The organism is Hydrogenophaga sedimenti (assembly GCF_051857515.1).
Classification (GTDB): domain Bacteria; phylum Pseudomonadota; class Gammaproteobacteria; order Burkholderiales; family Burkholderiaceae_C; genus Hydrogenophaga.
On record NZ_JBPZHA010000007.1, the window covers coordinates 1 to 21625 of the forward strand.

Annotated in this window: 17 protein-coding genes; 5 read left to right on the top strand and 12 right to left on the bottom strand. The window is 67.7% G+C overall.

From position 1 onward, the window contains the following. Nucleotides 1-123: 123 nt before the first annotated feature. From phoR to pstS, 7 genes are all read right to left on the bottom strand, one after another. Nucleotides 124-1449, bottom strand: a complete 1326-nt coding sequence (gene phoR / locus ACS5NL_RS12795) for a phosphate regulon sensor histidine kinase PhoR (protein ID WP_439354214.1) — start codon at nt 1447-1449, stop codon at nt 124-126. Beyond that, entirely contained in the window at nt 1446-2168 is a 723-nt protein-coding gene (gene phoB / locus ACS5NL_RS12800; RefSeq protein WP_439354215.1) for a phosphate regulon transcriptional regulator PhoB, read from the bottom strand. Before phoB ends, phoR begins: the two co-directional genes overlap by 4 nt. An 85-nt stretch (nt 2169-2253) precedes the next feature. Beyond that, on the bottom strand, nt 2254-2955 hold the full coding sequence (phoU, locus tag ACS5NL_RS12805; protein WP_439354216.1) for a phosphate signaling complex protein PhoU: 702 nt from the start codon (nt 2953-2955) through the stop codon (nt 2254-2256). 27 nt (nt 2956-2982) lie between these two features. Next, nucleotides 2983-3759 (bottom strand): phosphate ABC transporter ATP-binding protein PstB, encoded by a 777-nt coding sequence (pstB, locus tag ACS5NL_RS12810; RefSeq protein WP_439354217.1) that lies wholly within the window; start codon nt 3757-3759, stop codon nt 2983-2985. 28 nt (nt 3760-3787) lie between these two features. Next, nucleotides 3788-4645 (bottom strand): phosphate ABC transporter permease PstA, encoded by an 858-nt coding sequence (gene pstA, locus ACS5NL_RS12815; RefSeq protein ID WP_439354218.1) that lies wholly within the window; start codon nt 4643-4645, stop codon nt 3788-3790. A gap of 2 nt (nt 4646-4647) precedes the next feature. Next, nucleotides 4648-5646 (bottom strand): phosphate ABC transporter permease subunit PstC, encoded by a 999-nt coding sequence (pstC, locus tag ACS5NL_RS12820; protein WP_439354219.1) that lies wholly within the window; start codon nt 5644-5646, stop codon nt 4648-4650. A gap of 90 nt (nt 5647-5736) precedes the next feature. Next, nucleotides 5737-6768, bottom strand: a complete 1032-nt coding sequence (gene pstS, locus ACS5NL_RS12825; RefSeq protein WP_439354220.1) for a phosphate ABC transporter substrate-binding protein PstS — start codon at nt 6766-6768, stop codon at nt 5737-5739. Nucleotides 6769-6932: 164 nt separating this feature from the next. Here pstS and ppx point away from each other — a divergent pair, with 164 nt between their 5' ends. The 3 genes from ppx (at nt 6933) to ACS5NL_RS12840 (ending at nt 12621) form a co-directional block, all read left to right on the top strand. Next, a complete protein-coding gene (ppx, locus tag ACS5NL_RS12830; protein WP_439354221.1) occupies nt 6933-8414 on the top strand; it encodes an exopolyphosphatase in 1482 nt (493 codons plus the stop codon). A 137-nt stretch (nt 8415-8551) separates the two neighbouring features. Then, nucleotides 8552-9667 carry a response regulator gene (locus ACS5NL_RS12835; RefSeq protein ID WP_439354222.1) on the top strand — a complete coding sequence of 372 codons (1116 nt, stop codon included), beginning with the start codon at nt 8552-8554 and terminating at the stop codon, nt 9665-9667. Between the two features lie 2 nt (nt 9668-9669). Next, on the top strand, nt 9670-12621 hold the full coding sequence (locus ACS5NL_RS12840) for a hybrid sensor histidine kinase/response regulator (RefSeq protein WP_439354223.1): 2952 nt from the start codon (nt 9670-9672) through the stop codon (nt 12619-12621). 10 nt (nt 12622-12631) lie between these two features. Here the strand turns inward: ACS5NL_RS12840 and ACS5NL_RS12845 are convergent, their stop codons facing one another. From ACS5NL_RS12845 to ACS5NL_RS12865, 5 genes are all read right to left on the bottom strand, one after another. Continuing rightward, on the bottom strand, nt 12632-13114 hold the full coding sequence (locus ACS5NL_RS12845) for a SixA phosphatase family protein (protein WP_439354224.1): 483 nt from the start codon (nt 13112-13114) through the stop codon (nt 12632-12634). Next, entirely contained in the window at nt 13105-15198 is a 2094-nt protein-coding gene (gene ppk1, locus ACS5NL_RS12850; RefSeq protein ID WP_439354225.1) for a polyphosphate kinase 1, read from the bottom strand. Before ppk1 ends, ACS5NL_RS12845 begins: the two co-directional genes overlap by 10 nt. A gap of 62 nt (nt 15199-15260) precedes the next feature. Continuing rightward, nucleotides 15261-16382 (bottom strand): glycosyltransferase family 4 protein, encoded by a 1122-nt coding sequence (locus ACS5NL_RS12855; RefSeq protein ID WP_439354226.1) that lies wholly within the window; start codon nt 16380-16382, stop codon nt 15261-15263. A 22-nt stretch (nt 16383-16404) separates the two neighbouring features. After that, the gene (locus ACS5NL_RS12860) at nt 16405-17313 is read right to left on the bottom strand and encodes a UDP-2,3-diacylglucosamine diphosphatase (protein ID WP_439354227.1); all 909 of its coding nucleotides are present in this window, start codon (nt 17311-17313) and stop codon (nt 16405-16407) included. Nucleotide 17314: 1 nt separating this feature from the next. After that, nucleotides 17315-18175, bottom strand: coding sequence for a GNAT family N-acetyltransferase (locus ACS5NL_RS12865; RefSeq protein ID WP_439354442.1), 861 nt, complete (start codon nt 18173-18175; stop codon nt 17315-17317). Between the two features lie 232 nt (nt 18176-18407). On the opposite strand from ACS5NL_RS12865, the gene ACS5NL_RS12870 reads away from it, so the two are divergent. Beyond that, a complete protein-coding gene (locus ACS5NL_RS12870) occupies nt 18408-20558 on the top strand; it encodes a PhoX family protein (protein ID WP_439354228.1) in 2151 nt (716 codons plus the stop codon). A gap of 49 nt (nt 20559-20607) precedes the next feature. Continuing rightward, nucleotides 20608-21483: a polyphosphate kinase 2 gene (gene ppk2, locus ACS5NL_RS12875; RefSeq protein ID WP_439354443.1), complete on the top strand. Its 876-nt coding sequence runs from the start codon at nt 20608-20610 to the stop codon at nt 21481-21483. The last annotated feature ends 142 nt before the right edge of the window (nt 21484-21625 follow it).

The following is a 21625-nucleotide window of genomic DNA, read 5'->3' on the forward strand; positions in this document are numbered from 1 at the left end:
GCACGGTGGGTGCGCGAGCACGGCTGGTATGTCCAGCGAACGCGGTCGAATCGCGCCGCTTGCCCGCGTCGGCAACCCTTTGCGCAGCGGGCCACTCAATTCGGCTACTTGTTCAGCGCAGCCCTAGTTCAGCGCCGCGGCAGACGGCCGCAGCCGCGAGGCCGGCAGCAGGATCGAGAAGGTGGAGCCCTGCCCGACCGTGCTGCGCACGGTGACCTGCCCGCCGTGGCGCTGCGCCACGTGCTTGACGATGGCCAGCCCCAGGCCGGTGCCACCGGTTTCGCGAGAGCGGCTGCGGTCCACCCGGTAGAAGCGCTCGGTCAGCCGCGGCAGGTGTTCGGGCGCAATGCCCGGCCCGGTGTCTTCGACAAAGAACTCGGCACCTCCGTCTGCGGTCGTGCGCCAGCCGGCGCGCACGCATCCGCCTGGCGGGGTGTAGCGCACGGCGTTGCTCACCAGGTTGGACATGGCGCTGTAGAGTTCGCTGCGGCTGCCGGCGACCTGGGACGCCGGTCCCGACGCCAGCGTGATCTCGTGCACCGGATCGGCGATCGCTGCCGAGAGGCCCCGTGCTTCCTGCACCACCTGCTGCATCCAGTCGCGCACATCGGTCCATTCGCTGCTGCCCGGTGCCGGGCTGCCCTCCAGGCGCGAGAGCGTCAGCAGGTCGTTCACCAGCGTCTGCATGCGCAGGGCCTGCTGGCTCATCAGACCCAGAAAGCGCTGGCGCTCTTCCTCTTCCAGCGACAGACTCTGCATGGTCTCGACGAAGCCCGACAGCACCGTCAGCGGCGTGCGGATCTCGTGCGACACGTTGGCCACGAAGTCGCGCCGCATGGCCTCGGCCAGCTGCACCGCCGTGACATCGCGCGTGAGCATCAGCTGGCGCTGGTCGCCGTAAGGGTGCACCTGCAGCGAAATCTTGTGGGGCTGGGACGTGCTCTGGCCAGCACCATCGATCTCGATCTCGTGGCCGAAATCGCCGCTGTCCATGTAGGCCGTGAACGCCGGATGGCGCACCAGGTTGCGCACGTATTGCCCCAGGTCGCGCTCGGGGTCGAGGCCGAGGTGGTGCTGGGCCGTCTGGTTGCTCCATTCGATGCGCGATTGCGCGTCGAGCAGGACCACGCCGTTGGGCGAGGCCTGCAGGGCGGCCAGGAAATCCTGCAGCCGGCCATCGCTGCTCTCGGCCTTCTGCTCCAGCGCGCGCAGGCGCTTGCGGGTGCGCTCAAACAGTTCGCCCCAGAGGCCGGACAGCCGCAGGGACGCCGGTGCATCGGGCCGGCTCAGCCAGCGCAGCAGGCGTGCGGCAGGCACACTGTCCCAGACCAGCCAAAGCAGCGCGCCCAGAAAAACGCCCGCCAGGGTTTGCAGCACAGATCCCTTGAGCACACCCCAGGCGCCGCCCAGAGCCAGGAGCAGCAGCAACCCCAGAAAACGAACAATCATGCCGAATTGTCGTCGCTGCCCTGCCCCACCGGCTGGCGGGCCGTGATGCGGTAGCCGGCGCCGCGCACGGTCTCGACCATGCTGGCCGCCTCGCCCAGCGATTCGCGCAGGCGTTTGACGTGCACGTCCACCGTGCGTTCTTCGATGAACACATGGTCACCCCAGATCTTGTCGAGCAAGGTGCCGCGCGTGTGCACGCGTTCCGGGTGCTTCATGAGGTAGTGCAGCAGCTTGAACTCGGTCGGACCGAGCTTGAGCTCGGTGTCGCGGTAGCTCACGCGGTAGGTCGCGGCGTCCAGCGACAGCTCGCCCACCTGCACCGAGTCGTTGACGATCTCGGGCGCACGGCGGCGCAGCACGGCGCGGATGCGGGCCAGCAGTTCCTGCGTCGAGAACGGCTTGGTGATGTAGTCGTCGGCACCGGCGTCCAGGCCCTGCACCTTGTCGGCCTCGTCGCTGCGCGCGGTCAGCATCAGGATCGGCACGGTCTTCGTGCGCTCCTGCTTGCGCCACTGGCGCGCCAGCGCCGCGCCGCTCTCGCCGGGCAGCATCCAGTCCAGCAGGATCACATCGGGCAGCACCGCGTCGATCTCGCGCCGCGCCGCTGCGCCGTCATACACCACGGTCGGTGCAAACCCGTTGTGGCGCAGGTTCACGGCGATCAGCTCGGCGATCGCCGGTTCGTCTTCGACCACCAGGATGCGGGGAAGCTTTTTCATTGCCGGGCCGTCCCAAGATGAAAAAGCGTCCCCTCGGGGGGCAGCGCACCGCGCGAAGCGAGGAAGCGTGGGGGTCTCGTGTTATTCATCCGACGACCGACTCCACTCTGTCCATCGGGCTGTGGCGCACGTCCTCGCCCTTGACCACGAAGATGATCTGCTCGGCGATGTTCTTGGCGTGATCTCCCACGCGCTCCAGCGACTTGGCCAGGAACAGCAGGTCCAGGCTCGGCGAGATGGTGCGCGGATCTTCCATCATGTAGGTGATCAGCTTGCGCAGGAAGCCGTTGTATTCACCGTCGATCGCGTCGTCGTCCTTGATGATCGCCAGCGCCATGTTGACGTCCAGACGGGCAAACGAGTCGAGCGTCTTGCGCAGCATGCCGGCTGCCAGATCGGCCGCCAGACGCAGCTCGGAGATCGGCAGCGAACGCGGCGAGCCGCTCTCGATGATGGACTTGACCATGCGTGCCACGCGGGCGATCTCGTCGCCGGCGCGCTCCAGGTTCTGCGTGGTGCGCGAGATCGCCATCAGGAAGCGCAGGTCGCGCGCCGTCGGCTGACGCCGCCCGATGGTGGAGATGATGGCGTGGTCGATGTTCACTTCCATCAGGTTGATGCGGTTTTCGGTCTCGATCACCTGCTCGGCGGTCTCCAGGCTCAGGTGCACCAGGGCATAGACCGCCTGGTGCAGCTGCGACTCCACCAGACCGCCCATCTCCAGCACGTGCGTGGAGATGGCGTTGAGTTCGGCGTCGAACTGGCTTGAAATGTGTTTGTCACCCATGTCTGTTCCCTGTGTGGATGGCCTGGATCAGCCGAAGCGGCCGGTGATGTAGTCCTCGGTCTCGGTGCGCGTGGGCTTGAAGAAGATCTGTTCGGTGGAACCGAACTCGATCAGCTCGCCCAGGTACATGTAGGCCGTGAAGTCGCTGCAGCGCGCGGCCTGCTGCATGTTGTGCGTCACGATGGCGATGGTGTAGTCCTTTTTCAGCTCGTGCACCAGCTCTTCGACCTTGCCGGTCGAGATCGGGTCCAGGGCCGAGGTCGGCTCGTCCAGCAGCAGCACCGAGGGTTTGACCGCCACGCTGCGCGCGATGCACAGGCGCTGTTGCTGGCCGCCCGACAGCGAGAGGCCGCTCTGGTCGAGCTTGTCCTTCACTTCGTTCCACAGCGCCGCCTTGGTCAGCGCCCATTCGACGCGGTCGTCCATCTCGCTGCGGCTGAGGCTCTCGTAGAGCTTCACGCCGAAGGCGATGTTGTCGTAGATCGACATCGGGAACGGCGTCGGCTTCTGGAACACCATGCCGATGCGGGCGCGCAGCAGGTTCAGGTCCTGCTTGGCGTCCAGGATGTTTTCGCCGTAGAAGTTGATCTGCCCTTCGGCGCGCTGGCCGGGGTAGAGGCTGTACATGCGGTTGAGCGTGCGCAGCAGCGTGGACTTGCCGCAGCCCGACGGGCCGATGAAGGCGGTGACCTTGTTTTCGGCGATGTCCATCGTCACGCCCTTGAGGCCGTGGAACTTGCCGTAGTAGAAGTTCAGGTCACGCACTTCGAGCGCGTTCTTCCCGGTGGTCATGGTGGTGGGCATGGGGGGGTGCCTTCAGGAATGTTGGGGTTCAGTGGGCCGAGCGGTCCCGGAAGAAGATGCGGGCCACGACGTTGAGCAGCAGCACGGCCAGGGTGATCAGCAGCGCGCCGGCCCAGGCCAGGCGGATCCAGTTGTCGTAGGGGCTCATCGCGAACTGGAAGATCACCACCGGCAGGTTGGCCATCGGCTTGCTCATGTCGGCGTTGAAGAACTGGTTGTTCAGCGCGGTGAACAGCAGCGGTGCGGTTTCGCCGCTGATGCGCGCCACGGCCAGCAGCAGGCCGGTCATGACACCACTTCTGGCGGCGCGCAGCGTCACCATGGTCGCCACCTTCCAGCGCGGTGCGCCCAGGGCAAACGCCGCTTCGCGCAGGCTGCCCGGCACCAGCCGCAGCATGTTCTCGGTGGTGCGCACGATCACCGGCACCGCAATCAGCGACAGAGCCAGCGTGCCGGCCCAGCCGGAGAACCCGCCCATGGTCGCGACCGCGATGGCGTAGACGAACAGGCCCAGCACGATCGAGGGGGCCGACAGCATGATGTCGGTCACGAAGCGGGTCAGGCCAGCCGTCTTGCTGGTGTCGCCGTACTCGGCGAGGTAGATGCCGGCCAGGATGCCGACCGGGGTGGCGAACAGCACGGTGCAGCCCACCATCAGCAGGCTGCCGACGATGGCGTTGCGCAGGCCGCCGCCTTCGGTGCCGGGCGCTGGCGTGTCCTGGGTGAACAGGTTGGCATCCAGCGCCGAGAGGCCGTTGGAGAGCAGCACGAACAGGATCCACAACAGCACCGCCAGACCCAGCACCATGGAACCCATGGACAGCGTCAGGCCGATGGCGTTGGAGAACTTGCGGCGGTGGTAGATCGCCTGGTTGAAGTCCTTCATGGTCAGAGTCCTTTGGCCTTTTCGCCGCGGATGATCATCCACTTGGCCAGTGCCAGCACGACGAAGGTGATCACGAACAGCAGGAAGCCCAGTGCGAACAGGGCCGAGATGTGGAAGTCGGCGGCTTCGCCGAACTCGTTGGCCAGGGTCGAGGCGATCGAAGTGCCCGGCGAGAACAGCGAGGTGGGCATGCGGTTGGCGTTGCCGATCACGAAGGTGACGGCCATGGTCTCGCCCAGCGCGCGGCCCAGGCCGAGCATCACACCACCGATCACGCCCTTCTGGGTGTAGGGCAGCACGACACGGCGCACCACTTCCCAGGTCGTGCAGCCCAGACCGTAGGCCGATTCGCGCAGGATCGGCGGCACGATCTCGAACACGTCGCGCATCACGGCGGCCACGAAGGGCAGCACCATGAAGGCCAGCACGATGCCGGCGGCCAGGATGCCCATGCCGTTGGTGGAGCCGCCGAACAGGAAGCCGATCAGCGGCATGCCGCCCAGCATCTTCTGCAACGGCACCTGCAGGTAGTCGGCGAACAGCGGCGCGAACACGAACAGGCCGAACATGCCGTAGATGATCGACGGCACGGCCGCCAGCAGCTCGATCGCCGTGCCCAGCGGGCGGCGCAGCCAGGTCGGGCAAGTTTCGGTCAGGAACAGCGCGATGCCGAAGGCCAGCGGTACCGCGATCATCAGCGCGATGCCGGCGCTGGCGAGGGTGCCGACGATGGCGATCGCGGCACCGAATTCTTCATTGATGATGTCCCACTCGACGTACCAGATGAAACGGGCGCCGAACTTCTGGAACGCAGGCAGCGCGTTGACGAAGAGGGAAACCAGGATGCCCATCAGGGCGACCAGCACCAGCAGCGAAAAGCCCTGCGTGGCACGGTGGAAAAACAGGTCCTGCAGCCGCTGTCGGCGCGCGATCGACTGCATGCGGGGTGCGGCCGATGCCTCGGCCACCGGTGTCGTACTCATGGTGATGCCCACGCTCATGTTGGGTCCCCTCCAGGTGCTTTCATACCGCTGAAAAGGCCCGGGGACCGGCGCACAGTGTGCACCAGGGCCCGGGCCGAAGGGTGTTGCTTACTTGGCGACCTGGTTCCAGACCTTGGCACGGATCTGGGCGGTCAGGGCGTCGGGCAGCGGCACGTAGTCGAGGTCGGTGGCCAGGGTCTTGCCCTTGCTGAAGGCCCAGTCGAAGAACTTCAATGCTTCGGCCGAGGCGACCTTGTCTTCCGGCTGCTTGTACATCAGGATGAACGAAGCGGTGGACACCGGCCAGGCGCTGTCGCCCTTGGCGTTGACCATGGAGATGCCCATGCCAGGAACGCTGAGCCAGTCGGCGCTGGCGGCGGCGGCGGCGAAGGTGGTGTCGTCGGGGCTGACGTACTTGCCGTTGGCGTTCTGCAGCTGCATGAAGTTCATCTTGTTCTTCTTCACGTAGGCGTATTCGACATAGCCCAGCGCGCCCTTGACGCGGTTGACGTTGGCGGCCACGCCTTCGTTGCCCTTGCCACCGACGGACGAAGCGGCCGGCCACTTGACGGCGGCACCCTTGCCCACGCTGTCGGCCCAGGTCTTGCTCACGGCGGTGAGGTAGTCGGTCCAGTTGTAGGTGGTGCCCGAGCCGTCGGCGCGGTGCACGATGGTGATGTTCTCGTCGGGCAGCTTCTTGCCCGGGTTCAGGGCGACCAGCTTGGGGTCGTTCCACTTGGTGATGGCACCCAGGAACATCTCGGCCAGCACGGGGCCGGTCACACGCAGCTCACCCGGCTGGAAACCTTCCAGGTTCACCACCGGCACGGTGCCGCCGATGATGGCCGGGAACTGGATCATGCCGTCCTTGTCCAGGTCGGCGCCGGGCACCGGTGCGTCGGTGGCGCCGAAGGTCACGGTCTTGGCGCGAATCTGCTTGATGCCGCCAGACGAACCGATCGACTGGTAGTTCAGGCCGGTGCCGGTTTCCTTCTTGTAGGCCTCGGCCCACTTGGCATAGACCGGGAACGGGAAGGTGGCGCCCGCGCCGGTGATGTCGGCGGCGAAGGCCGTGCCCATGGCCATGGTGGCCAGGGCGGCGGCGGCCAGGGTCTTCAGGAGGGTGCGCTTGGTATTCATTTCGGTTCCTCAGAGGTTGGGGAAAAAGTCCACACCCGGCACTCTATGGACGCTCTGTGACAGCACTGTGACAAATCGGCGATGTCACAAATGAAGCGCCCGAAACCACCCCGAAGCGACGCCGGCCATGCGTCACAATCGCCGCAAACCAGAACCCTCTCCCCATGCAAAACGGTACCCTGCTCGCCGCCATCGACCTTGGCTCCAACAGCTTCCGCCTCGAAATCGGGCGCTTCCAGTCGGGCCACATCGAGCGCATCGAGTACCTGAAAGAAACCGTGCGCCAGGGCAACGGGCTAGATGAAAACAAAATGCTTAGTCTGGCGGCCATGCAGCGTGGCTGGGACTGCCTCGCGCGGTTCGCCGAGCGGCTGCACGGTTTCCGAAAGGCACAGGTGCGCGCGGTGGCGACCCAGACCCTGCGCGAAGCGCGCAACCGCGACGAATTCCTCGCGAAGGCCCAGACCATCCTGGGTTTCGGCATCGAAGTGATTTCCGGCCACGAAGAAGCCCGCCTGATCTACCAGGGCGTCTCGCACCTGCTGCCGCAGTCGGACGAACGCCGGCTGGTGGTCGACATCGGCGGCCGCTCGACCGAGCTGATCCTGGGCCAGGGCTACCGGGCCGAGCAGATGGAGTCGTACCGGCTGGGCAGTGTGGCCTGGTCGGCGCGCTATTTTCCCAAGGGCCAGTTCAACCACGATGCCTTCCGCACGGCCGAGGTCGCCGCCAAGGCCGTGCTCGACCAGGCGCTGGACGTGTTTCCCCGCTCTCAGTGGCAGGTGGCCTACGGCTCCTCGGGCACGGTGGGCGCGGTCGCCGATGTGCTGACGGCCAACGGCTGGCCGGCCGGTGCGGTCACCCGCGACGGGCTGGACTGGCTGGTCGAGCGCCTGGTCAAGGCCGGCAGCGCCGACCAGCTGAAGATCGAGGGCATGAAAGACGATCGCCGGCCGGTGATCGGCGGCGGCGTCAGCGTGCTGCGCGCCGTGTTCGACCTGTTCGGCATCCGCGACATGCTGCCGGCCCAGGGCGCACTGCGCCACGGCGCCCTGTACGACCTGATCGAGCGCGACACCCAGGGCGCAGACGTGCGCGAGCGCACGGTGCGCTGGCTCAGCGAGCGGTTTTCGGTCGACGCGGCACAGGCCCAGCGCGTCAGTGCCGTCGCCACCGCCCTGTTCGCCCAGGTCGCGGCCGGTGAAGCCAACGAGCGCTTCTCGCAGAAGCTGGCCTGGGCCGCGCGGCTGCACGAGATCGGCACCCACATTTCCCACGAGCGCTCCTACCACCACGGCGCCTACATCCTCGACAACGTGGACGCACCGGGTTTCTCCTTCCCGGAACTGCACCGCATGAGCCAGCTGGTGCTGGGCCAGCGGGGCAAGCTGCGCAAGCTGGAGGCCGAGCTGGCCGACGAGCTGTTCGCCAAGCAGCTGCTCTGTCTGCGGCTGGCGGTGATCCTGTGCCATGCGCGCCGGGCGCCGGAGCACGAGACGCTGCGGCTGAGCTACAAGTCCGGCGCTTTCCGGCTGGCGACGCCCGAAGGCTGGTCGCGCAAGTTCCCCCAGTCGGCCTGGCTGCTGGGAGAGGAGCTGCTGGCCTGGCAGAAGTCCGGCTGGAAATTCCAGGCCGAGATCCGTTGAAAGCCGCACACCGGCGTCGATCGGCAGCCACGGGCCGGTCGCGCCCTCCTCCGCCCAAGAGGTTCCTGACGGAAATCGGTGCACCGACCCGGTAGGATCGGGCTTGTCAGCCCGGACGGGCGGAGAAACGGGCAACGATGGCATTGATAGTGGTGGCGGAAGACGACGCCGGAACATTGCGACTGATCGAGGCAACCCTGCATCTGCAGGGGCACACGGTGATGGCGGCCAACAACGGCCAGTCGGCCTGGCTGACGATCCGCCAATGCCAGCCCGACCTGGTGGTCAGCGACATCAACATGCCAGGCCTGTCCGGCTTCGAGCTGCTGCGGGAGGTGCGCGAACACCCCAGCCTGAACCAGACGCCCTTCATCCTGGTGACCTCGATGCAGGAGCGCAGCGACATGCGCCAGGGCATGAACCTGGGTGCCGACGACTACCTGACCAAGCCGGTGCACCCGACCGAGCTGGCGCAGGCCGTCTCGGCCCAGCTCAACCGCCAGGCCATGCGCGCCGCCGCACGGGAACTGGTGGTCAAGGACGCCGTGACGCAGGCGCTGGAGTCGCAGGCCTGGACCCTGCAGGAACAGTTCGAAAAACGGCTCGCCCGCGAACTCAGCGAGCAGTGGCCCGGCGAGTCGCAGGGCAGCCAGGAAACCCTGCATCCGCAGGCCACCATGCTGTTCGCCGACCTGCGCCACTACGGCCACTGGCTGTCGGCGCTGGCACCGCCGCAGCTGGCCCGGGTGCTGCAACGCTTCTATGAAAGCAGCGGCGACACCGTCCATCTGTTTGGCGCCAGTTCGGTCCACTTCGTGGGCGACGGCCTGCTCACCCTGTTCGCCGACCCGCCGGCGGGCACCACCGCCCGCCACGGCCTGCGCGCCATCAAGGCCGCACTGGGTCTGCGCAACGCGGCCACGGCGATGAAGGCCTGGTTGCGGCAGCAGTTTCCCGGCAAGGACCTGCCACGCTTCGAGGTCGGCATCGCGCTGCACGCCGGCCCGGTGGCGATGATGCGGCTGGAAGGGCTGCTGGGCGGCGCGACGCAGTTGCTACCGGTCGGAGAAACCGTGGTCGACACGCTGGCGATCCAGCGCCATCCGCAGGTGCAGCACCCCATCACCGTGACCATCCCGGTGTTGCGCAGCGTCACCGGGGCCATACAGCCGGTGGCCAGACAGGTCATCCAGCTGCCCCACCGGCGGGTCGCGATCGAAGTGTGCGCGGTCGACCCGCTGCCCGCCAGCTGAGCATGGTGACCGAAACCGCTTCGCCCGCGCCGCCGCGGCGCCGCCTCTCGCTGGGCCCGACGCTCATCGCCGCGCTGGTGCTGTCGGCGCTGCTGCCGGCGCTGCTGGTGTCCTGGCTGCTCTCGTCCAACAGCTCGCAGGCCATCGACACCCTGGCCGAGAACGCGATCAGCCAGGCCGCGCACCGGGTCGACGTCGGGGCGCTGGCCCATCTCGGTGAATCGCACACCGTGGTCAACGCCCTGGTGCCGCCCGTGACCACCAGCGGCGCCGAGGCCGAACGCACCCGCAACTGGCTGCACGACACGGCCGCCTTCGAGCTGATGGCCTATGCGCTCACGCAGCAGTCACCCAACGTGCCGTATCTCTATTTCGGCACCACCGACGGCAGCTTCTTCGGCCTGGAGCGCGAGGACGGCCGCTTTGTCGTGCGCGAAATCAAGCCGGGCGACACCGGCCGGCGCCACTACGAGATCGCCCAGCCTGGCGACCGCAGCCGGCTGATCAAGACCGAAACCACCATCTACGACCCGCGCAAGCGCCCCTGGTACCAGCTGGCCGCCAGCACCGGCAAGCGCGTGTTCACCGACGTCTACCGCTCGGCGGTGAAGAACCAGTTCGACCTGACGCTGGCCCAGCCGATCTTCGACGCCGACGGCCAGACCCTGCTGGGCGTGATGGCGGTCGACATGAGCCTGGCCCGCCTGACCGAACTGATCCGCAGCACCCGGATCAGCGACCATGCGGTGACCTACCTGGTCGACGGACAGGGACGCATGGTGGCTTCGTCGGTCGACGAGGACCTGAGCACCCTGGTCAACGACAAGCAACAGCGCATCACCCCGCTGCAAAGCCGCGAGGCGCTGGTGCGCGAGTCCTACGCCCAGCTGTTTGCACCGGACGGGCAGCAATCCCGGGGCGAACAGGGCCTGGTCCGCCTGGAGACCAGCCAGGACTGGCTGCAGCGCCTTGGCCTGACCAGCAACCGCCTGATCGCCCTGCACCGCCCCTTCGGTGGCAAGTACCAGCTCGACTGGCAGCTGGTGGTGGTCGCTCCCGAGCAGGACTTCACCGCCCACGTGCTGCAGGCGCGGCAGTGGGCGCTGCTGGCGATGGCGGCGCTGATCGGCGTCGGCGCGATGGTGGCCTTCCTGGTGGCACGGCGCCTGTCGGCCCAGTTCCAGCATCTCAACAAGTCCGCGATGCTGGTCGGTACCGGCAGCGTCCCGCGGATCCAGGAAAAGGCCCCGTTCCGCGAGGTCTACAACCTGTCCCGGGTGATGCACGACAGCGCGGTGAAGCTGCAGGCCTACAACCGGGCGGTCAAGCGCAAGAACAAGGCGCTGCGCGACGCGACGCTGCTGCTCGAAGAGCGCGTGCGCGTGCGCACCGCCGAGCTCGCCACCTCGCGCGAGGAGGCGCTGGCGGCCGTCAGGGCCAAGGCCGGCTTCCTGGCGGTGATGAGCCACGAGATCCGCACCCCGCTCAACGGCGTGGTCGGCATGAGCCAGTTGCTGGGCGACACCGGCCTGAACCGCTCGCAGAAGGAACTGCTGGGCGTGCTCAAGGTGTCGAGCGAGCAGCTGCTGTCGGTGGTCGACGACATCCTGGACTTCTCCAAGATCGAGTCGGGCAAGCTGGCGCTGGAGCACCTGCCGATGGACCTGCACGCCGCGATCCGCAGCGTCTGCGACATCACGCGGATCAAGTCGCAGGAAAAGGGCTTGCAGCTGCGGGTCGACCTGCGGCCGGACCTGCCGCAGGCCATCGTGGGCGACATCACCCGGCTGCGGCAGATCCTGCTGAACCTGCTGTCCAACGCGGTGAAGTTCACCCACCACGGCGAAGTCACGCTGCGCGCCTGGGTCGAGCAGGCGGGCGAGCCCATGACCCTGGGCTTCGCCGTGAGCGACACCGGCGTGGGCATTTCCCAGCAGCGGCTGGGTGAGCTGTTCCAGCCCTTCTCGCAGGGCGACACCTCGACCGCGCGGGTGTATGGCGGCACCGGCCTGGGCCTGATGATCTGCCGCTACCTGGTCGAGCGCATGGGCGGCAAGATCCAGGTGCACAGCCAGACCGGCGTCGGATCGACCTTCTCGTTCACCGTCCAGACGGCCCCGGCGCACGCGGACGACATCCCTTCGACCGCGGTGCCGGAACTGCGGCTGGCCGTGGGCTCCTACCGCCTGCTGGTGGTCGACGACAACCTGACCAACCTCAAGGTGGCCTCGGCCATGCTGACCCGGCTGGGCTACCTGCACGACACCCGCGACAACGGGTTGCGTGCGGTCGAGGCGGTGGAGCAGGCGCAGCGCGAACACCGGCCCTACGCGCTGGTGCTGATGGACAGCCACATGCCCGAGATGGACGGCGCGGCCACCACGCGGCAGATCCGCGAGCGGCTCGGGCCGGACGCACCGATCGTGCTGGGCGTCTCGGCGTCGAGCCTGCCCAACGACCGGACCCGCTGCCTCGAGGCGGGCATGTCGGATTACCTGGCCAAACCGCTGGAACTGCACACCCTGGGCCTGGCCCTGCAACGCTGGCTGGGCGACAACGAGGCCCTGGGGCCGGAGACCATGACCGGTGCGCCGCTGCTGCCCGCCGAGACCAAGGTCGCACCCTGGATCCACGTCGAGCGCTGGACCATGCTGGGCGAGTTCGACAACGGTGTGGGCAAGGTGCGTGGCGCCATCGTGCAGGACTTCCTGGCCGAGCTGGACACCCGCATGGGCGACATCCAGCGTGCGATGGCCGCGCGCGACCACCAGGCGCTGGGCAACGCGGCACACCAGCTCAAGGGCGCGGCGTTGAACACCTGCGCCTCGCGGCTGGCGCAGGTCTGCGAGGCGCTGGAGATGCGGTCCCTGATCGAAGACCCGGAGGCCTTCGCCGACGACGGCACCCTCGATCAGGTTATCCAGGGGACGCGAGAGGCCCTGGCCGCGGCCTGAGCCCGCCGGCTCAGACCAGCTCGGGTGTCTGCACCGTCACGATCACGGTCTGCATCTTTCCGCCGCGTTCGCGCTGGCGCAGCCACCAGATCGCGCCCTTGCGCATCGGGCATTCGGTGTCGGGCAGGCCCAGCAGCTCACCGATCACCTGCCCCAGCGTCGGCTGGTGACCGACGATCACGACCGGGCCACGGCCGTCGGGCCAGCCCGCCAGCGCCAGCACCGCCGCCGGACCGGCACCCGGCAGCAGCTCGTCGCGCTGCTTGAACTTGCGCCCCAGCGCCTGCGCGGTCTGCACCGTGCGCTGCGCCGGGCTGGCGAAGACCCGGGCACCGTCGGGCAGTTGCCGGTCGAGCCAGGCCGCCATGCGCGCGGCCTGCTTCTCGCCACGCGTGCTCAGGCGCCGTTCCAGATCGAGCGGATCGCCGCCCACGCCGTCTTCGCCATACGGATGCTCCACGGCTTCGGCGTGGCGCCAGAGAATCAGTTCCATGGGCCGGACTCCGGTTGGTGGTTGCCATAGCGCGCCATCAGCGCCGTCTGGGCCGACAGCGGTTCCTCGCCCGCCGGCAGCAGACCGGCCGCGCGGCGGTATTCGCCATCGGGCTGCAGCAGCCAGGCGTCGCGGCTGTCGTGCAGGTAGGCCGAGAGGCATTCGTCCAGAATCCGCTGGCGCAGCGCCGGGTCGGTGACGGGCCAGGCCAGTTCGACCCGCCGCAGCATGTTGCGGTTCATCCAGTCGGCGCTGGAGAGCCAGAGCTGCTCCTCGCCGTCGATGCGGAAGTAGAACACGCGCGAGTGCTCCAGCAGGCGACCGATCACCGAGCGCACCCGCAGGTTCTCCGTCACGCCGGGCACCTGCGCCGGCAGGATGCAGGCGCCGCGCACGATCAGGTCGATGCTCGCGCCCTGCTGCGAGGCCCGCGCCAGCGCACGCGCCAGGGGTTCGTCGGTGAGCGCATTCATCTTGAGGATGATCCGGGCCTCCTTGCCGGCTTCGGCCGCACGCCCTGCGCGTTCTGACAGGTCGAGCATGGCCTTGTGCAGGTTGAAGGGCGCGATCAGCGCCTTCTTCAGGCGCGGCAACCGGCTCTGGCTGGCCAGGTGCAGGAACACCTGCTCGATGTCTTCGGTCAGTGCGCGGTCGGCGGTGAGCATGCTCAGGTCGGTGTACAGACGCGCGGTGCCGGGGTTGTAGTTGCCGGTCGACACGTGGGCATAGCGCCGCAGCGCCGCACCTTCGCGCCGGGTCACCAGCAGCATCTTGGCGTGCGTCTTGAGTCCCACCACGCCATAGACCACCTGCGCCCCGACCGACTCCAGCCGCTCGGCGTAGTTGATGTTGGCCTCTTCGTCGAAGCGCGCCTTGAGCTCGACCACCGCCGTGACTTCCTTGCCGCGGCGCACCGCCTCGCGCAGCAGGTCGATCATCTCGGCCTTGCTGCCGGTGCGGTAGATGGTCTGGCGGATGGCCAGCACGTCCGGGTCTTCGACCGCCTCGCGCAGAAAGGCCAGCACGGCGTCGAAGCTCTCGTAAGGCTGGTGGATCAGCACGTCGCCCTGCTGCAGGCGCTCGAAGAACGACTGCCCCGGCACCAGCTGCACCGGCCAGCCCGGCGTGTGGCGCGCAAAGCGCAGGCCCGGCGCCTCCACCTGGTCGATCAGCTGGTTCATGCGCACCAGGTTCACCGGCCCCGGCACGCGGTACAGGGCCTGCGGCGGCAGCGCGAACTGCTCCAGCAGGAAGGCCGACAGGAATTCGGAGCAGCCGGCCGAGACCTCCAGCCGCAGCGCCTCGCCATAGTGGCGCTGCTGCAGGCCCAGGCGCAACGCGGTGCGCAGGTTCTTGACTTCTTCTTCATCGACCGCGAGGTCGGAATGGCGCGTGATGCGGAACTGCGAGAACTGCGTCACCTGCCGGCCCGGGAACAGGTCGGCCAGGTGCGAGCGGATCAGGCTGGAGATCGAGACAAACAGGTTCTGCTTGGAGCCGCGGCTGGCCGGCATGCGCACGAAACGCGGCAGGCTGCGCGGTACCTTGACGATCGCCACCTCGTTCTCGCGCCCGAAAGCGTCCTTGCCGCGCAGGCGGACGATGAAATTGAGGGATTTGTTGGCGACCTGCGGGAACGGGTGGGCCGGGTCCAGCCCGACCGGCAGCAGCAGGGGCCGCACCTCACGTTCGAAGAACTCCTTGACCCAGCGGCGCTGGCGCGCGTCGCGCTCGCCGTGCGAGACCAGCTTGATGCCTTCCTGGTCCAGCAGGGGCAACAACTGCTCGTTGTAGATCGCGTATTGCCGGGTGACCAGGTCGTGCAGACGGGCGCTCAGGCGCCCGTAGCCGGCCGCGGTCTGCGGGCCGCGCTGCTCGTTGGCGTTGAAGGCCGCCAGCTGCGGCGCCATGCGCACCTCGAAGAACTCGTCGAGGTTGGAAGACACGATGCACAGGTAGCGCAGGCGCTCCAGCAGCGGCACCGTGTCGCGCTGGGCCCAGTCCAGGACGCGTTCGTTGAAGGCCAGGATGCTCTGGTCCCGGTCGAGAAAGGTCGGCGAAGGGGTCTTTGGGGTGGCGTTCATTGGCATCTGCGGCGGCCGGATGGGTCCACGGAAGTGGGGCCGCTGCTCCGAGTCAATGACGATTATTCGACCAAAGGATGACGTTCTTGTGACACTGGCATGCGTTGCAGGGCCAGAACGGCCGACTCTTCGTCCAGGGTGTGCGGGCGCGAACGCGATGCGCGCCGGGGCTGTTCGACCGGTACGAGGTTGGAGAGAAAGAGCTCTGCGGCCATGTCCCAGCCAAATGCCAGCGCGCGGTCGCGGGCGTGCTGGCGGGGAATCCGCAGCGCCGCGGACCAGGCCTGGCGCAGGTTCTCGTGCATCACCCCGCCCGGCGAATCGGCGATCACCTGCAGGGGGCCGTCGACCGGAAACGCCGCCACCGGCACGCCGCAGGCCATGGCTTCGAGCATCACCAGGCCGAAGGTTTCGTGCAGGCTGGGGAACACGAACACGTCGGCCGCACCATAGACCTCGACCAGTTCGCGCCGCGGCAGCACGCCAACCCAGTGCACCTCGGGATAACGCGCGCGCAGCGATGCCTCCAGCGGACCGACCCCGCAGACCACCTTGCTGCCCGGAATGTCCAGATCCAGAAAGGCCTGGATGTTCTTTTCGTGCGACAGACGACCGACAAACAGGCTCACCGGGCGCGGCAGGTCGCCCAGCCCGGCGCATTCGCGCGGCTCGGGCAGAAAGCCGAACAGCGTGGTGTCGACGCCGTGGGTCCACGCACGCAGATTCCCGAAACCGCGTGCGCGCAGCAGGTCCATCACGCCGCTGGTGGGCACCAGCACGCCGCGGCTCGGTCGGTGGAAGCGGCGGAACAGCGCATAGGCCCAGGACAGCGGCACCTTCAGCGCCACGTGCAGCATCTCGGGAAACCGCGTGTGGTACGCGGTGGTGAACGGCAGGCCGCGCCGCAGGCAGTGGCGCCGCGCGGCCCAGCCCAGCGGCCCTTCGGTGGCGATGTGGATCGCGTCCGGCCGCGACTCGTCGATCAGGCGCCGCAGCCGCCGCCCCGGAAACAGCGCCAGGTCGATGCCCGCGTAGCCGGGGCACGGGCGGGTGCGGAACTGGCCCGGGTGGATCACCACCACCTGGTGGCCCAGGTCCTGGACCTGGCGCACCAGTTCGACCAGGGTGGTCACCACGCCATTGACCTGGGGCTGCCAGGCGTCGGTCACGAGCACGATCTTCATGTGGGTCTCCTTGGTTCCCGGTTCAGGCGGGCACCATGTCGGCGGTCTCGGCCTCCGGCTCGGGCTCGGGCATCGACAGGTCGCCGTGGCCCAGGCGGTGCCAGTGCACCAGCTCCAGGCGCCCGTCCAGGTGTTCGACCAGCGCCGACAGGCTCTCGACCCAGTCGCCGTCGTTCAGGTAGAGCGTGCCGTCGATCTTGCGCATCTCGGGCCGGTGGATGTGGCCGCAGACCACGCCCTGGAAGCCCCGCGCCCGCGCTTCGGCGGCGACCGCCTGCTCGAAGTGGTTGACGTGGCTGACCGCGCGCTTGACCTTGTGCTTCAGATATTGCGAGAGCGACCAGTACGGCATGCCCAGGCGGTGGCGGACGCGGTTGAAATGGCGGTTGATTTCCAGCGTGATGCCGTAGGCGCGGTCGCCCACATAGGCCAGCCACTTGGCGCACTGGATCACGCCGTCGAAGTGGTCGCCGTGGATCACCCACAGGCGCCGGCCGTCGGCGGTGGTGTGCACCGCCTCGTTGGCGACCTCGATGCCGCCGAAGTGCAGGCCGTCGAACTGGCGCGCGAACTCGTCGTGGTTGCCAGGCACGAAGACCACCCGGCAGCCCTTGCGGGCCCGCCGCAGCAGCTTCTGCACCACGTCGTTGTGCGCCTGCGGCCAGAACCAGCGACGCCGCATCTGCCAGCCATCGACGATGTCGCCGACCAGGTACAGCGTTTCGCTCGGATGGTGCTTGAGGAAATCGAGCAGCGCCTCGGCCTGGCAGCCGGCCGTCCCGAGGTGGATGTCCGAAACAAACACCGCGCGAAACCGATGCGCGGCCACAGAAGTGACCCCATCCAGAGGTGCCGTGGAACCGGCTCCGCCGGGCCACAGGCACCGCCCCCCCTGGGGGGTGACACCGAAGGTGGCGCGGGGGGGAGCCATTTCAAGCTCCCAGGAAGTGGCGCCGGTAACGTGGCGGCATGTCGGCGATGCGCATGATCATCGGCAGGTCGGCGGCGTTGAAATCCGGGTCCCAGGCCGGCGGCCCCATGACCTTGGCGCCCAGCCGCAGATAGCCCTTGATCAGGGCCGGCGGCTCGACGTCCAGCGAGCTGTCGAGCTGCTCGATCGGCAGCGGCAGGCGCGGCCGCACGTGGCAGTCGATGGACGCCATGTGCTTGTCTTTCACCTGGCGCCAGATGCTGGCGGCGGCGTGCCCGCCACCGACCACGCCGTGTTCGCCTTCGTGGTTCATCGGAATGCTGGCGCAGCCGATCATGGTGTCCAGGCCGTTGCGCTGCATGAAGGCGGCCAGTGCGCCCCACAGGGCCATGATCACGCTGCCCTGGCGGTGGTCGCGGTGCACGCAGCTGCGGCCCAGCTCCACCATCTGTCCGCGCAGGTGGCGCAGGCGCACCAGGTCGAATTCGGTGTCGCTGTAGGTGCTGCCGGCGCGCTTGGCCTGCTCGGGCGTGAGCACGCGGTAAGTGCCGATCACCTGGCGCGTCTCGCCGTGGCGCACCAGCAGGTGTTCGCAGTAGTCGTCGAACAGGTCGACATCGTGTCCCGGCACCGCGTTCGACAGGATCGCACCCATCTCGCCGGCGAACACCTCGTGCCTCAGGCGTTGCGCTTCGCGAACCTCATCCAGATGCCGGGCCCAGCCGATCTCGATGCCGGCGGCGAGTTTTTCCACGCCGCCAGGGACCACCACCGCGGCAGTTGTTGGCGAGCTTGGATGAAGCGACCTCCGGAAGTCGGGCATCGGAGAGAGGTCCAGTGTCGGGGTCGGCAGTTCGCGCATGGAAGACTCCTGGGTGACGATTGCGTCGACCAGCGACGCAGGTTGGGGGTAGGTGTTGCTCATGTCCTGTCATGCTGGTGGGGCACCGTGTACCGGACGTGGCAGTCCCATGAATCTTTCGTGACGGCGCAAGACCACCTGTCATGGCCATGCCGCACAAGCGTCACAAAACATTCATCACCGGCAGACAGACTGCGGCACGTTCATTTCCAACCCCTACGCCGGAACACCCATGAAAGCCGAATCCCTGTTCAACGACGAGAACTCCAACACCTCCGACAACCCCGCTTTCGACCAGATCCTGCAGTCGCGCCTGAGCCGCCGCGGTCTGTTGCGCGGTGCGGGCCTGGCCGGTGCCGTGGCCGGTACCTCGGCGCTGACCGCCTGTGCGACCACCGGCGGCGGCAGTGCCACCCACATGGACCGCCTGGGTTTCAAGCCGGTGGCCAAGAGCCTGGCCGACACGGTGGTGGTGCCCGAGGGCTACACGGCCCAGGTGATCTACGCGCTGGGCGACCCGCTGGCCGCCGGTGTGCCGGCCTACAAGAACGACGGCACCGACACCGCCTTCGAACAGCGCGCCGGCGACCACCACGACGGCATGGAGTGGTTCGGCCTGGACGCCCAGGGCAAGCCCTCGGCCGGCTACAACAGCCGCGGCATCCTGGGCGTGAACCACGAAGCCACGACCGACGAAAAGCTCTCGTCGTTCTTCATCCACGCCAACGGCGGCACCTCCACCCTGCCGCGGCCTGCGGCCGAGATCGACAAGGAACTGGCCATCCACGGCCTGTCTTTCGTCGAGGTGCAGTCCGACGGCAAGCAGTGGGCCTACAAGGCCGCCTCGCCGTTCAACCGCCGCATCACCACCATGACGCCCGGCGCCATCCACGGCCCGGCCCGCGGCAGCGAACACCTGGTCACCAAGCACAGCGCCGACGCCACGCAGTGCCGCGGCACGCTGAACAACTGCGGCACCGGCAAGACGCCCTGGGGCACGCTGGTCAGCGGTGAAGAGAACTGGAACGGCTACTTCTTCCGCGATGCCAAGGACGACGACGCCCGCAAGAAAGACAAGCAGGTGCAGGCGCTCAAGCGCTACGGCCGCAAGGCCGGCGATGCCAGCCGCCACGGCTGGGAAAGCGGCGGCAGCGAAGACCGCTTCGTGCGCTGGAACAACGGCGCCATCGGCGCCAGCGCCAAAGAGGACTACCGCAACGAGATGAACACCTTCGGCTATGTGGTCGAGGTGGACGCCTACGACCCCCAGGCCGCCCTGCGCAAGCGCACCGGCCTGGGCCGCTTCGCCCACGAAAGCGTGGCCTTCGCCAGGCCGGTGGCCGGTCAGCCCATCGTCTGCTACATGGGCGACGACGCCCGCGGCGAATACATCTACAAGTTCGTGTCCGACGCCAAGTGGGACCCCAAGGACGCGTCGCCCGCCAACCGCCTGGCCGCCGGCGACAAGTACCTGGACAAGGGCACGCTGTACGCCGCCCGCTTCAAGGGCGATGGCAGCGGCCAGTGGCTGGAACTGTCGATCGACAACCCGGTGCTGGCCGGCGGCTCGTACTTCGAGTTCAAGAGCAACGCCGACGTCGCCATCTTCACCCGCCTGGCGGCCGACGCCGTGGGCGCCACCAAGATGGACCGCCCCGAATGGAACGGCGTGCACCCGCACACCGGCGAGGTCTACTTCACGCTGACCAACAACAGCAACCGCACCGCCGCCACGGCCGACAGCGCCAACCCGCGCGCCTACACCGACCTGAAGGACGGCAAGGAGCAGAAGGGCAACGTCAACGGCCACATCGTCCGCCTGGCCGACGCCTCGCCGTCGGGCTCGGCGTTCAAGTGGGACATCTATGTGTTCGGCTCGGAAGCGGACGCCGACAAGTCCAGCGTCAACCTCTCCAGCCTGACCGACGTCAACGACATGTCCTCGCCCGACGGTCTGGTGTTCAGCCCGGCCACCGGCATCTGCTGGATCCAGACCGACGACGGCGCCTACACCGACAAGACCAACTGCATGATGCTGGCCGCGATCCCCGGCAAGGTCGGCGACGGCACCGCTCGCACCCTCAAGCACGGCGACCGCGAAGTCACCACCTACGTGGGCAAGACCCCGACACCCACCACGCTGGCGCGCTTCCTGGTCGGCCCCAAGGGTTGCGAGATCACCGGCTGGTGCGAAACCGCCGACGGCCGTGCGGTGTTCATCAACATCCAGCACCCGGGCGAAAACACCAAGATGGCCGATGTGACCGACCCTGGCAAGTACCAGAGCCAGTGGCCCGCCAACGCCGGTTACGGCGCCGGCAAGCGCCCGCGCTCGGCCACCATCGTGATCACCAAGAACGACGGCGGCGTGATCGGGAGCTGACGTGGACGACCGCACGCACACCACCGCTCCGCAGCACACCGAGCAGCAGATTGCGCAACTGCGTGAAGACCTGCTGGACTCGCTGGACGAGGAGTTCGAGCTGGAGATGGAGGACCGGCTGGGCGAGGACGCGGCGCGTCCCCAGACCAGCGCCTCCAGCCGGATCGGCTATTTCCGCGAGCTGTTCCGGCTGCAGGGCGAGCTGGTGAAGCTGCAGGACTGGGTGGTCGCGACCGGGCACAAGGTCGTGATCATCTTCGAGGGGCGTGATGCGGCCGGCAAGGGCGGCGTGATCAAGCGCATCACCCAGCGGCTGAACCCGCGGGTCTGCCGCGTGGTCGCCCTGCCCGCGCCCAACGACCGCGAGCGCACCCAGTGGTACTTCCAGCGCTACGTGACGCACCTGCCGGCCGGCGGCGAGATCGTGCTGCTGGACCGCAGCTGGTACAACCGCGCCGGCGTCGAGAAGGTGATGGGCTTCTGCAGCGACGAGCAGTACGAGGCCTTCTTCCGCGACGTGCCCGAGTTCGAGAAGATGCTGGTGCGCAACGGCATCCAGCTCATCAAGTACTGGTTCTCGATCTCGGACGAGGAGCAGCACATGCGCTTCATGGGCCGCATCCACGACCCGCTCAAGCAGTGGAAGCTCAGCCCGATGGACCTCGAATCGCGCCGCCGCTGGGAGCTATACACCAAGGCCAAGGAAGTGATGCTCGAGCGCACGCACATTCCCGAGTCGCCCTGGTGGGTGGTGCAGGCCGACGACAAGAAGAAGGCGCGCCTGAACTGCATCCACCACCTGCTGGAGCAGATGCCATACCACGAGATCGAGCGCCCGGCCATCGTGCTGCCGCCGCGCGAGCGGCACGAGGACTACAAGCGCCAGGCAGTGCCGGACGAGATCCTGATCCCATCGGTTTATTGACCCCCGACGGGTCATGCCCGGTCTGCCGGTCCCTGTTGGGGCCGGCTTTGCCGTTTCCGAACGCTTTCCATGGTCTGGAACGTCTCGACTTTGACCTGAATTTGTCCTAAGTTCGATCTTGTATGGCGGAAGACGCACGCCT